The organism is Micromonospora sp. NPDC049081 (genome assembly GCF_040648835.1).
GTDB classification, from domain to species: domain Bacteria; phylum Actinomycetota; class Actinomycetes; order Mycobacteriales; family Micromonosporaceae; genus Micromonospora; species Micromonospora antibiotica.
In genome coordinates this window covers 43,264-57,211 of sequence record NZ_JBEZEK010000014.1, presented here as the reverse complement: position 1 = coordinate 57,211, position 13,948 = coordinate 43,264, and the positions used below count along the sequence as shown (strand labels likewise).

The following is a 13,948-nucleotide window of genomic DNA, read 5'->3' as shown; positions in this document are numbered from 1 at the left end:
GTGAACCGGCGGCGCGGTGACCCATCGCCCCCTCCCCCGCTACGGCATCCGGCGCGACGGCGCGCGCCCCGCCCTGGCAAACGCAGGTCAGGAAGGGACGGACAGCCAGTGTCCGCACACGATGGCGCAATCGGCCGGCGAACGGCGTCGGTCAGCTCCGCACTACTACTCGTGGCCACCGCCGGGCTGATCGCCCTCGGCAGCCCGACCCCCGCCCAGGCCCACATCATCAACCCCACCGACTTCCAGCAGGTCACTCTCGCCAAGGGCGAGCCCGAGGTCGGCGAGCCGATGACCATCGCGGTGCTGCCCGACCGGTCGGTGCTGCACACCGCCCGCAACGGCACGCTGCGGCGCACCGACGCCGCCGGCACCACCACCGTGGTGGGCACGATCCCCGTCTACACCCACGACGAGGAGGGCCTCCAAGGCGTCGGGGTGGACCCGAACTTCACCACCAACCGGCACGTCTACCTGTACTACGCCCCGCCGCTGTCCACCCCCGCCGGGGACGCCCCGGCCACCGGCACGGACTTCTCCGCCTGGCAGGGCGTGAACCGGCTGTCCCGGTTCACCCTCAACGCCAACTGGACGCTGAACACGTCCAGCCAGGTCACCATCCTGGACGTGCCGGCCGACCGGGGCATCTGCTGCCACGTCGGCGGGGACATCGACTTCGACGCGGCCGGGAACCTGTACCTGTCGACCGGCGACGACAGCAACCCGTTCGACTCCGCCGGGTACGCGCCGATCGACGAACGGACCAACCGTAACCCCGCGTACGACGCGCAGCGCAGCGCGGCCAACAGCAACGACCTGCGCGGCAAGATCCTGCGGATCAAAGTGAACGCGGACGGCAGCTACTCGGTCCCGGCCGGGAACATGTTCACCCCGGGCACCGCGCGGACCCGCCCGGAGATCTACGCGATGGGGTTCCGCAACCCGTTCCGGATGAGCGTGGACAGGGCCACCGGGGTCGTCTACGTCGGCGACTACGGCCCGGACGCCGGCACCACCGGCGCGCGCGGCCCCAGCGGGCAGGTCGAGTTCAACCGGGTGACCGGGCCGGGCAACTACGGCTGGCCGTACTGCACCGGCACCAACACCGCCGCCGAGACGTACGCGGAGTGGGACTTCGCCGCCGGCACCGCAGGGGCCAAGTACAACTGCACCGGCGGGCCGACCAACAACTCGTTCCGCAACACCGGCCTGCCCACCCTGCCAGGGGCGCAGCCGGCCTGGATCCGGTACGCCGGTGACGCCGGCACCCCGGCGGAGTTCGGCGGCGGCTCCGAGTCGCCGATGGCCGGTCCGGTCTACCGCTACAGCGCGTCGAACCCGTCCACCACGAAGTTCCCGCAGTCCTTCGACGGCCAGTTCTTCGCCACCGAGCTGGGCCGGGGCTGGATCAAACCGATCCACGTCAACGCCGACGGCTCCCGGGGCGCCATCGACGCCTCGTTCCCCTGGAACGGCAAGCAGGTCATGGACTCCGCGTTCGGCCCGGACGGCGCGCTGTACGTCCTCGACTACGGCACCGGCTACTTCAACGGTGACGCCAACTCGGCCCTGTACCGGTACGACTACGTCGGCGGTGGCAACCGCGCGCCGACGGCCGTCGCCGCCGCCGACCGGACCTCCGGGGCGGCCCCGTTGGCGGTGAACTTCTCGTCGGCCGGGTCCTCGGACCCGGAGGGCGGGGCGTTGAGCTACTCGTGGGCGTTCGGTGACGGCACCACCTCCACGGCGGCCAACCCCAGCAAGACGTTCACCGCCAACGGCACCTACAACGTCACCCTGACCGTCCGGGACCCGCAGGGCGCGACCGGCACGGCCAGCGTGCAGATCGGCGTCGGCAACACCGCCCCGACGGTCACCATCACCGGCCCGGCGAACGGTTCGCTGTTCTCCTACGGCGACACGGTGCCGTTCAGCATCACCGTCACCGATCCCGAGGACGGCACCATCGACTGCGCCAGGGTCAGGATGACCTACGTGCTCGGCCACGACCAGCACGGTCACCAGATCACCGCGAAGAACGGCTGCTCCGGCACGATCACCATCCCGGTCGACGGCGAGCACGACGACGCGGCGAACATCTTCGCGGTCTTCGACGCCGAGTACACCGACGCCGGTGGGCTGACCACCCACCGGCAGCACACCCTCCAGCCGCGCAAGCGCCAGGCCGAGCACTTCAAGACCTCGTCCGGGATCACCGTCTACGACAAGACCCCCGCCGAGGGCGGCCGGACCGTCGGCAGCATCGACAACGGCGACTGGATCGCGTTCGAGCCGTACCGGCTGGACAAGGCCACCTCGTTCAGCGCCCGGGTCTCCTCCAACGGTGTCGGCGGCACCGTTCAGGTGCGGACGGGTTCGCCCACCGGCACGGTGCTGGGTCAGGCGACCGTCCCGGTCACCGGCGGCTGGGAGACCTTCACCACCGTCACCGGCACCCTCTCCGGTGCACCGGCCAGCACCGGCACGCTCTATCTCACCTTCGCCGGGGGCACCGGGGCGCTGTTCGACCTCGACACGTTCACGTTCGTCACCGGCGGCACCCCCGGTACCGGCCCGATCGTCGGGCTCGGCGGCAAGTGCCTGGACGTCCGCAACGCCGCCACCGCCGACGGCACCCAGATCCAGATCTACACCTGCAACGGCACCGCCGCCCAGACCTGGTCGGTCACCCCGAACAGCACCGTCAAGGCACTGGGCAAGTGCCTGGACATCTCCGGCGGGGGCACCGCCGACGGCACCAAGATCCAACTCTGGACCTGCAACGGCACCGCGGCACAGAACTGGTCGGCGCAGGCCGACGGCACGCTGCGCAACCCGCAGTCGGGCAAGTGCCTGGACGTGTCCGACAACAGCGCCACCGACGGCCAGGCCGTCCACCTGTGGACCTGCCTGGCCGCCGCCAACCAGAAGTGGACCCTGCCGTAACACCGCCCGCCGGGGCACCTCACGGGGTGCCCCGGCACCACCCTCCACCCCCGTCCGGGAGAGTGACATGCGCAGACTCCTTCGATCCGTCCTCGGCGCGGTGACCGCCGCCGCCGCAGTGCTTGCCGTCCCGACGTCGGCCGGCGCGGCCGACGCCCCGTACGACGTGCTGGTGTTCTCCAAGACCGCCGGGTTCCGGCACGACTCGATCGCCGTCGGCACCCAGGCGATCCGGGAACTCGGTACGGCGAACGGTTTCACCGTGACCGCGACCGAGGACGCGTCCCGGTTCACCACTGCGAACCTGGCCCAGTACGAGGCGGTGGTCTTCCTCAACACCACCGGTGACGTCCTGGACGCCGCGCAGCAGTCCGCCTTCGAGTCGTACGTCAACGGCGGCGGCGGGTACGTCGGCGTCCACGCCGCCGCCGACACCGAGTACGGCTGGTCCTACTACGGCAGCCTGGTGGGCGGCTATTTCGCCTCCCACCCGGCCATCCAGCAGGCGAGCGTCCGCGTCGAGAACCGGGCCCACCCGGCTACCGGGCACCTGCCGCAGACCTGGACCCGCACCGACGAGTGGTACAACTACCAGACCAACCCGCGCGCGGGTGCCCGGGTCCTCGCCACCCTGGACGAGTCGTCGTACTCGGGCGGCTCGATGGGCGGTGACCATCCGATCTCCTGGTGCAAGACGGTCAACTCCGGCCGGTCGTTCTACACCGGCCTGGGGCACACCCAGGGGTCGTACGCGGAGGCGGCGTTCCGCAGCCACCTGCTCGGCGGCATCCGCTACGCGGCCGGTCGGGCGAAGGCCGACTGCCGTCCGGAGACCGGCTACGTCACCCTCTACGACGGGTCCACCACCGGCTGGTCGCAGGCCGGTCCGGGCAGCTTCGGCAACGCCGACGCGACTCTCACCTCCGTCGGCGGCATGGGCCTGTACTGGTACAGCGCCAAGCAGTTCACCAACTACTCGCTGAAGCTGGACTGGCGGATGGCCGGCGACGACAACTCGGGCGTCTTCATCGGCTTCCCGCCGTCGACCGACCCCTGGTCGGCGGTGGACAACGGGTACGAGATCCAGATCGACGCCACCGACGCCACCGACCGCACCACCGGCGCGGTCTACACCTTCCAGTCCGCCGACCTGGCCGCCCGCGACGCCGCCCTGAACCCGCCGGGAGAGTGGAACACCTACGAGTTGCTGGTCGAGGGGGAACGCCTCCAGGTATTCCTCAACGGGCGGAGGATCAACGACTTCACCAACACCGACCCGGCCCGCTCCCTCGCCGGCCACGTCGGGCTCCAGAACCACGGTACGGGCGACGACGTGTCGTTCCGCAACGTCCGGATCAAGGAGTTGGGCGGTACCCCGGGCGGCATCACCACCGTGCAGGCCGAGGCGTTCGGTTCGGCCAGCGGGGTCAGCGCGTTCACCAAGGCCGGGGCCAACGGGGGGCAGACCCTCGGCTACGTCGACCCGGGTGACTGGGCCGCGTACCCGGGGCTGGACCTGACCGGGGTCACCTCGCTGCGGGCCCGGGTGGTCTCCGGTGGCTCGGGCGGCACCATCGGCATCCGGACCGGCTCGGCCACCGGCCCGCTGCTCGGCCAGGTGGCGGTGCCCAACACCGGTGGCTGGACCACGTACGCCGACGTGAGCACCGCCCTGGCCGGGGTGCCCACCGGTGCGCAGACCGTGTACCTGACCTTCACCGGTTCCGGGGCCGGGTTGTTCGACGTGGACGACTTCACCCTGGTCCGGGGCGGCGGCACCCCCGGCACCCCGGGCACCGGGCCGATCGTCGGGCTGGCCGGCAAGTGCCTGGACGTCCGCAACGCGGCCACCGCCGACGGTACGCAGATCCAGATCTGGACCTGCAACGGCAGCGCCGCCCAGACCTGGTCGGTCACCCCGAACAGCACCGTGAAGGCACTGGGCAAGTGCCTGGACGTCTCCGGCGGAGGTTCCGCCGACGGCACCAAGATCCAACTCTGGACCTGCAACGGCAGCGGCGCACAGAACTGGTCCGCCCAGGCCGACGGCACCCTGCGCAACCCCCAGTCCGGCAAGTGCCTCGACGTGTCCAACAACAGCGCCACCGACGGCCAGGCCGTCCACCTCTGGACCTGCCTGGCCGCCGCCAACCAGAAGTGGACCCTCCCGTGACCCGGTAGACGTCCACCCGTGCCCCCGCTGCCGGTCCGGCAGCGGGGGCACGTCAGGTCCGACGGTGGCGTTCACCGCCGCCGCGATTCGCGGACACCCCGTGGTTCCCGGGTGACGGCCGGCCCCGCGCCACGGACCTGCACCGCGACGCGGATGGCCGGCCGCTCGCGTCGGGCCGACGAGACAGGAATCTCCGCCAGCACCCTGTCCCGGCTCGAAGCGGGCCTACGACGCCCCACCCTCGAACAGCTGCTCCCGCTCGCCCGCGCGCCAGCAGCTCCGGGCCTGTCGAGTTCCTCAGCCTCGTCGGCAGACAGGGCGAACGCGCCCACGTACGCGCCGTACCCCGGTCGGGCACGCCGCAGTGAGAACGACGGCACTCAGGCCACGACCGGGACCGCCGGCGAGAGTCGAGGGGAGCACGGGGGCTGAATACCAGATCCTCCGCTTGCGCGGAGTTCCCGAATCGAACGGAATAGCAGGAAGCACCCGCATGGCCTCGACTTCGCCGCTCACTCAGGGATCAACTCGCTGAGTCGGTCGAGAGTATATGTCTCCGATCCGTCCGGCAGACCCTCCGGTGCGTCGATGCCGACGAAGGTGACCGGCTGGTCCGGCAGTCGGCCGTCCCACGCCGTCACCTCGGCTCGCGCGCGCCACCGGTCCACGAGGTAGGACACGGTGAGGTACCGCCGCTCCATCAGCGCTCGTACCCGATCGGCCGTGGTGAAGGTGTTCCCCTCCACCCGGTTGAACGACGGCCATCCCCGCAGGTACAGGTGCAGCCACACCGCCTGCCAGCCACGCTCGTTCCTGGCGAACACCATCGGCAGCGCGACCCGCCCCTGGCCGCGCAGGTGCGAGCGCGCCCGGACGGTCCGGGCGTCGAACGGCGCACCGCCCTGGTCCCGCGCCCGGGTCTGGTACCCGAACATCGACTCGGCGACCTCCTCGAACGACTCACCCGCATAGATGTTGACCTGCGGAACCACGTAGTGCCCGGCGGCCGTCAGGGGCACGTCGACGAACTCGGTCGCACCGTCCTTCGCGTCGGTGACGTCACCGGAGTGCACCACGCCGTCGTGCCGGTAGTTGGTCCACGACACCTGACCCGCACCGTGGAACTCGTCGTCGAGCAGCAGCACCGACAGGTCGTAGTCGGTGCGGCGGCTGGTCTGACGCCAGTAGGTGAAAAAGCGCAGCAACTCACCGGACACCGACGCCCGCGAACCCCTCGGCATGACCGCGAAACCGGCCTCGGTCGCCTTGCCGGACAACGGCAGTGCGACGTCGAGCACCTCCGGATCCACCACCAGCGGCCGGTGCGACGCCGGCAGGCGAGCGCTGATCTCGGCGTCGAGTAGCGACGACAACTCGGCCACCAGGCCCGCCGGCAGCGGCGGCCGCTCGTCGGGACCGACCCACGCGGTACGTGAGCGGCTGGCATACATCCGGGCCGAGGCGGGCGTCAACCGGTTGTCGATGTGTTCCCGCAGCGAGAGCAGCACCCGGCCCGACGCCGAGCCGAGCGCACCCGTGACCGCGTCGACGACGGTGGTGCGTTCCGACGGTGACGCCAGCCGCAGCAGCCGGTCGGCAGATCGCAGGAGCAGGCCCGGCGCAGCCGACAGCACCGATGCGGCCGGACCGACGGCACCCGCGCGGATCGCCGCCTCCGCACGGCCGGCGAGGTTGGGCACCCGCCGCTCACCACGGGCGACCGTGAACACCTCCTGCGCGTGCGGCCACTGGGCGTACTCGTGCGGGTGCAGTCGTTCCCCGAGCCGCTTCCAGCGCTCCGCGTAGCGTCCGACGTCACCGAGCTTGCCCGCGTTGGCGGCGACGACCTCGTTCAGCGCGGCCATCAGCATCCGCCGCTCGGGACGTCGGAAGGCACGGAAGCGGGTGGGTGCGGCCAGCGAGACGTCCCCGCCGGAAACCTGGCAGGCGAGGCGTAGCACGTCGGTCGTCGTGTCGACGCCGACCAGCGGCCGGCCGAGGACGAGTCGGATCCCGTTGAGGACGGCACGGTTCTCCCGTACCGGGATCTCGGCCGGCTGCGCGCCGTCCGCGCAGGCCACCGCCAGCTCGCTGAGGATCATGAGGTCGGTCTCGCCGTGCGGCGTCGGGCTGCCGGCCAGGGCCAGATAGAGCCGTGCCGCCTCCACGTCGGTGGTGTCCCCGAGGTGCAGCAGGGTCACCCGGTCACCGGACCCGGTGACCAGCGTGTCGTGCGCGGCCAGCAGCTCCGCGTAGGTGTGCTGGTAGGTGCCGTAGCCCGGCAGGTCGAGCAGGTTCACCCCACCCGGGGCGACCGTGGCCCGCAGCTGCGCGTCGGTCGCCGTGCCCCCGCCGGGGAACACGGCCGCCCGCAGCCGGTCGGCCCAGAACTCGACGGTGTCCGGCACGTCGTGCGGGAATCCGATGAAGTAGGCGTTGTGCCGGACGTGGTCCCCGACCAGTTCGCGCACCGCCGAGACGACGGTGGCGGCGAGATCCGTCGCCGGCGCGGGAGCCAGGGCACCGATGTGCTCCAGCAGGGCCCGCGAAGCCGAGAATCCGACGTCGAGCAGCGCCGCGTCCAACTGCCGGGCCACCGAGGTGCCGTCACCGGGCGCGGCGGTGCTCGCCGGCACGCGCAGGGTCCTCTGGATGATCAGCTGTTCGAGCACGTGTTCCTCCGTTCCGGGCACCTCGGACGAGATTGGCGGCCTGTCGCCGTAGCACGGTGGGTCGCCGGGGACTCGAACCCCGAACCTTCCGATCCAACAGGGAGAAGGAAGCGCATCCATCGCCGCGCGAGCGGAGGGCGGACGCGCTACCAGTCGGATGCTCTAGCCAGTTGAGCTAGCGACCCAGATGTCGATCATCCATCAGCAGGGTCGCCACGGCTACCGGGATTCGCCGGCACCACCGGTGGGCGGGGATGGGCCGTCCGCCCACGCTGCCGTCGGCCCGGAGGCCGCCACGCTGCGGTCTCGGGGTGGCCGCCCGGTTGCCGGGTGGGGGTCGAGGAGCCCGGCGCGGCGGTGGTGATCCGCCGGCCCCCGGTCACCGGGTCGCGGCCGGCTCGGGGAGTTCCGTCAGGTGCAGGATCCGGCGCGGGAAGAACACGACGAACGCCAGGATCGACGCCCCCGCCGCCACCCACAGGGCGGGGCGTAGACCGATGACGGTGGCCAGTCCGCCTCCGACGGGGCCACCGAGCGCGGCGACGCCGAGCATCAGCATGCGCATGACCGCGTTCATCCGGGCCATCAGCGTGTCGGGGGTCAAGGTCTGCCGAAGGCTGACGACGATGACGTTCGTCGCCCCCATCGCCACCGCGGAGAGCAGGAACACCGCCACCAGCACGGCGGTGAGCACCACCGTCGGTCCGCCGGCTGCCGGGACCACGATCCAGCTGGAGAAGGACACGCTCGCGCAGGCCACGTACACCCGGCCGACGCCGAACCGCCGCGCTGCGGCCTGCGCCGACGCGGCGCCGATCAGGCCACCGACGGCGCCTGACGACAGGATGCCGCCGATGACGGCGGTGCTCAGGGACAGCTCCCGGACGGCATACACCAGGAACACCGTCTGGATGAACATGAGGAAGAAGTTGTAGCAGGCACCCAGGATCGCGAGGATGCGCAGCAGTGGGTTACCGAACACCCAGCGCAGTCCCTCGCCCAGTTCGGTCCGCAGGTTGCGGGGCGTGTCGCTCCGTTCCGGTTTCACCTCGCGGGCCCTGATCTGCAGCAGCATGGCGATCGAGACCGCGTACGAGGCGGCGTTCACGACGAGCGCGATGGGGGCGGTGAGGATGTTCACCAGTACACCGGCAAGGCCGGGCCCACCGATGTGGGCGGCGGCGTCCGCCGCGCCGATGCGGCTGTTCGCCTCGATGAGTCGGGTGTGGTCGGCGACGATGGTGGGCACGTAGGACACCCAGCACACGTCGAACATCACCGCGGCGACACCCACCCCTGCGGTGACGACGTAGAGCCAGCCGAGACTCAACTGCCCGGTGACGGCGAGGATCGGCACGAGGCCGATCAGCACGAGCCGGACCGCATTCGCCCCGACCATGAGCGGCCGTCGCGGCATCCGGTCGGCGAGGGCACCGAAGAGCAACGAGAGCAGCAGGTACGGCAGGAGCTGGGCCATCCGCAGCAGACCCACCTGCTCGGTACTGCTGTCGAGCACGAGGATCGCCGTCAGCGGCAACGCGAGTGCGGTGACCTGGGTCCCGACCATCGACACCGTCTCGCCTATCCAGAACAGGCGGAAGTCCCGGTTCTGCCACCACAGGCCCGTTCTGCTCCGCCGTTCACGCACTGGCAGTCGCTGGAACACGCTCACTCTCCCGCTGCGGCGAGGAGGGTGTCGATGACCGCCGCGAGTACGGGGCGGTGCTCGCCGGACCACATCGAGTGGTGCGTGCCGGGGGCGCGGTACTCGCGTACCGTGGCCGCCAGCGGGGCCCACTGCCCGGCCGGTACCGACCCCGGGGTTCTGAGCACGGAGAGCCGGCCGGGGTAGGTCCAGGTGGGCCGGTAGCGGAAGGTGGCCCGCACGCTGGCCCGGTAGACGGACAGGCGGCAACCGAGTTGATCCGGCCCGATCTCCGCCGGTAGCACCGTGTCCCGCAGGAGCGCGTACAGCGCGTCGAACTGGTCGGGAAGGCCCTGGTAGCCCGGGGGGAGTTCGGGGGCGTCCCGACCGGCCACGGCCGCGATGTCGGCGACGAACTGTTCGACGGTGCGCCGGTCGTCGGGTGTCCGGGACGGGTCCGGCAGCGGGGTGTCGACGACGGTCAGGAACGGCACCGGCGCACCGGCCTCCGTGAGCTGCCGCGCCATCTCGAACGCGACCAACCCACCCATCGACCAGCCGAGCAGATGGTACGGGCCCGTCGGCTGCCGTTCCCGGATCGCCGCTACGAAACGGCCGGCCAACGCCACCACGTCGGGCAGTGCGTGCTGACCCGGCTCCAGCCCCGGCGCTTCGAGACCGATGATCGTCCGTTCCGGGCTCAGTCGGCGGGCGACTCCGGCGAAGATGGACGGGGAGCCGGACGCGCCGGGGACGCAGAACAGCGGCGGGTATGTGCCGTCGTTGGGTGCGGCGGCCAGGGTCACCAGCGGCGACCAGGTGTCGGCCTGCTGGTCGGCGGCCCGTCGCGCCTGCACCGCTGCGGCGAGGACGACGGGCGTGTACAGGTCCCGGGCCGTGATCCGGGTGCCCAGGCGTTGCTCGATCAGCTGGAGCAGCTTCGCCGCGTGCTCCTCGTCGGCGCCGAGTGCGAACAGGTTGTCGGTGACGGCGGCCGGGGTGGCCGGTGACACCAGGACGTCGGTCATGGCCAGCGCGATCGTCTGCGCCAGGCTCAGCGCATCGGCGGGCGGGCCCGCCTGCTGGTGGGGCGGTTCGGCGGCCGGATCGGCGGCCGGTGGTGCGACGGCCTGCAGGTGCACCTGCTGGGCGAAGTCGCGCAGGTTGGGCGAGCCGTACAGGGTCCGGACGCCGAGTTTCGCGCTGAACGCCTGGTTGACCCGGCTGATGACCCGCATCGCCTGCAGCGAGTTGCCACCCAGTTCGAAGAAGTCGTCGTCGGCGCTGAGTCGCCAGGCGGCCATGCCGAGGACGTCGGCGAAGACGGCGGCGACCTGCCGTTCGGTCGGGGTGGCCAGCGCGACGACCGCCCGGTCGGCCTGGACGTACGCCGCCGGTGCGGGCAGTGCCCTCCGGTTGAGCTTGCCGCTGAGCGACATCGGCAGGCTCTCCAGCACCCGCCAGGCCTGCGGGACCATGTATGACGGCAGGAACTGGGCGGCGTGCCGGCGCAGTTCGGCGACCGATGGTTCCGTCGACCCGGTCAGGGTCACGTAGCCGGCGAGGATCTGCTGGCCCCGTGCGTCCTCGGCCAGCTTCACCGCCGCCGTGTCGACTGCGGGATGGGTACGCAGCACCGCTTCGATCTCCTCGACCTCGATCCGTAGGCCCCGCAGCTTGATCTGCGTGTCGATCCGGCCCAGGAACTCCAGGTGGCCCTCGCGGTTCCAGCGGACGAGGTCGCCGGTGCGGTACACCCGTCCGGTGGACCGGAACGGGTCCGGGATGAACTTCTCGCTGTGCAGGTCGGGGCGGTTGAGGTAGCCGCGGGCAAGCCCCTCGTCGCCACCGATCAGCAGTTCACCCGGCACCCCGACCGGCACCAGCGTCAACTGCTCGTCGACGACGTAGAAGCGACGTCGGGTGATGGGCCCGCCGATGGGCGGCGAGGTCCGGTATTCCCCGCGGGGTACGACGTGCAGCGTCACGCCGATCGCCGCCTCGGTGGGGCCGTAGCCGTTGACGAACGTCCGACCCGCGACGTTCCACCGGTTGGCCAGTTCGGCCGGGCACGCCTCACCTCCGGTGAACACGTGGCGCAGGTGCGGGTACGGGCCGTCGTCGAGCAGCGCCAGCAGCGTCGGAGGTGCGCCGACGAAGGTGATGTGCTCGTCGCGGATCAGCGCGGACAGCGACTCCGTCGAGTGCAGGGTCTCCCGGCGGGCACACACGAGCGTGGCGCCGCTGATGAGCGCGGTGTAGACCTCTGCCTGGCACAGGTCGAAGGCGAGTGACGCGAACTGCAGGATCCGGTCGCCGGGGCCGAACTTGAAGGTCTCGGCGAACGGGACCAGGTAGGACACCAGCGCCCGGTGCTCGGTCAGCACCCCCTTGGGGCGGCCCGTCGAACCGGAGGTGTAGATCACGCTGACCAACGAGTCCCCGGTGCTCACCTCGTCGAGCGGGTCGCCTGCTCCCCCGGCCCCGGCGGACTCGATGTCCGGCCAGTCGCGGTCCAGGCACAGGTAACGACGTGATCGGGGCTCGGGAAGGCTGGCGAGCAGGTCGCTCGTGGTCAGCACCACGTGTGCGTCGGTGTCGTCGAGAATGAACTCCAGGCGGCCGACCGGGTGGTCGATGTCGAGGATCACGTACGCGGCGCCCGCCTTGGCGACACCGAGGAACGCCACGAGGACGTCCAGGCCGCGGTCCATCGCGACCCCCACCAACTCTTCGTGTCTGACCCCGCACCGGTGCCTCAGGTGGGCGGCGAGGACGGCGGCACGTCGGTCCAGTTCCCCGTAGGTCAGCTCGACGCCCTCGAAGACCGCCGCGACGGAGTCGGGTGCCGCTGCGGCCCGTTCCGCGACGAGGACGTGCACGGGATCGGAGCGGACGGCGTCGTCCGGACCGCGACCCAGCCGCATCAGCTCGGCCCGGTCGTCGGCGGACAGCAGGTCGATCTCGGACACCCTGATGCCGGGGTCGGCGGCCGCACCGGTCAGGACGCGTTCGATGTGGGTGAGTAGTTGTTCGATGCGCCACCGGGCGAACAGCTCCGTCGAATACTCCGCCGACACCCGCAGCTCGGTCGCCGACTCGGCGAAGGTCAGCGACAGGTCGAACCGGGAGTGCATCGTCTGCTGGTCGACCACACTGATGGTGGCTCCGGGCAGGTCGAGGGAGCCGCTGCCGGTCTCCTCGCTGAGCACCTGGAGAAGGACGTCGAACAACGGATTGCGGCTGGGGTCGCGGGGGACGGCAAGGCGGTCGACCACCCGCTCGAACGGCACGTCCTGAAGCTCGTAGGCCCGCAGGGAGGTGTCCTTGACCCGATCGAGCAGCTCGGCGAAGGTGGGCTTTCCGGACAGGTCCAGCCGCAGCACCACCGCGTTGACGAAGATGCCGACGACCTGTTCCAGGTCGGGATCGGACCGGCCGAGTGCGGTGGTGCCGACGGCGAGGTCCTCCTCACCGGTGTAACGGGACAGGACCACCCCGAGGGCCGCGGTCAGGAGCATCGACAGCGAGACCTTCTGCGACCGGGCGAGGCGGCGCGCGGTGGCACCGGTCGATGCCGGAAAGACCCGGCTGAGGTGTTCGCCGCGGTGGACGGTGTACGGCGGTCGCGGGTGGTCAGCCGGCAGGTTCAACGCCGGCAGGCCCGACAGTTGGGACTTCCAGTAGGTGAGCTGCGCTTCGAAGGTGCCGTCTTCGAAGGCGACCCGCTGGGCCTTGACGAAATCGGCGTAGTCGGTGGCGGCCCGGCCGGCCGGGAGTTCGTGACCCTGCCGGATCGCCGCGTACGACCTGCGGATCTCGTCACTGATCAGGTTGATGGACCAGCCGTCACACACGATGTGGTGAATGACGATGGACAACAGGTGTCGTTCCGTTGCGACGCGGAACAGGCGGAACCTGTAGAGCGGGCCCACGGCCAGGTCGAACGGTGTCCGTGTCAGCGTGGTCGCCGCGTCGAGGGCACGGGTCTCCCCGAGTTCCCCCGCTTCGGTGAAGTCGTCGATCACGAGCGCCTGCTCCGGAGGAGCTGCGATGACCTGGTAGGGAACGCCGTCGTGCGCGTCGAAGCGCGCGCGGAGGATGTCGTGGTTGGCGACGACCCGGGTCATCGCGGTCTGTAGTGCCGAGTGATCCAGGTCGCCGTCGATCCGGTACAGCACGGCGACGTTGTACGTCGGTGTGCCGGGGGCGAGTTGGTCGAGGAACCACAACTGTTCCTGGGCGAACGACAGTGGCAGTTCAGCCGAATCCGTCGTGTGTGCCGAATCCACCGGGGCCTCGGTCACTACCTCTCCTTCCTACAGACACCCGCAATCTGTCGAAAAAGCGCAAACTCGTGTCGCGTAATCACAGAGATGTCAGTGCCCGGGAGCGAACCCGGCGCTGTTTCGCCACGGGGTGACCTACGGTGAATCAACTTGGACAGCGTCATCGGTCGGTGCCGGATATTGCTTCGATCTATTGCCACAGCTAGCGACCAGAGTATGACTG

5 protein-coding genes, 1 tRNA gene and 1 pseudogene are annotated in these 13,948 nt (G+C 70.7%); 3 read left to right on the top strand and 4 right to left on the bottom strand.

What is annotated here, in order from left to right:
• Positions 1-171: 171 nt before the first annotated feature.
• The 3 genes and pseudogenes from AB0B63_RS20495 to AB0B63_RS20485 all read left to right on the top strand — a co-directional run.
• Complete coding sequence (locus tag AB0B63_RS20495) at positions 172-2,946, top strand: PQQ-dependent sugar dehydrogenase (protein ID WP_357021215.1); 2,775 nt, start codon at positions 172-174, stop codon at positions 2,944-2,946.
• 67 nt (positions 2,947-3,013) lie between these two features.
• Positions 3,014-5,119 (top strand): ThuA domain-containing protein, encoded by a 2,106-nt coding sequence (locus tag AB0B63_RS20490; protein ID WP_357020942.1) that lies wholly within the window; start codon positions 3,014-3,016, stop codon positions 5,117-5,119.
• A 180-nt stretch (positions 5,120-5,299) separates the two neighbouring features.
• Positions 5,300-5,386: pseudogene (locus tag AB0B63_RS20485) on the top strand (helix-turn-helix domain-containing protein); the annotation flags it as partial.
• Between the two features lie 245 nt (positions 5,387-5,631).
• Here AB0B63_RS20485 and AB0B63_RS20480 read toward each other — a convergent pair.
• From AB0B63_RS20480 to AB0B63_RS20465, 4 genes are all read right to left on the bottom strand, one after another.
• Complete coding sequence (locus AB0B63_RS20480) at positions 5,632-7,791, bottom strand: hypothetical protein (protein WP_357020939.1); 2,160 nt, start codon at positions 7,789-7,791, stop codon at positions 5,632-5,634.
• Positions 7,792-7,848: 57 nt separating this feature from the next.
• A tRNA-OTHER gene (locus tag AB0B63_RS20475) sits at positions 7,849-7,976 on the bottom strand.
• A 194-nt stretch (positions 7,977-8,170) separates the two neighbouring features.
• Complete coding sequence (locus tag AB0B63_RS20470) at positions 8,171-9,439, bottom strand: MFS transporter (protein ID WP_357020936.1); 1,269 nt, start codon at positions 9,437-9,439, stop codon at positions 8,171-8,173.
• 20 nt (positions 9,440-9,459) lie between these two features.
• Complete coding sequence (locus AB0B63_RS20465; RefSeq protein ID WP_357020933.1) at positions 9,460-13,743, bottom strand: amino acid adenylation domain-containing protein; 4,284 nt, start codon at positions 13,741-13,743, stop codon at positions 9,460-9,462.
• Between the last annotated feature and the right edge of the window lie 205 nt (positions 13,744-13,948).

Bases quoted from the DNA above. Each gene is read 5' to 3' on its own strand.
- AB0B63_RS20490 (WP_357020942.1), top strand. From the start codon at position 3,014: ATGCGCAGACTCCTTCGATCCGTCCTCGGCGCGGTGACCGCCGCCGCC.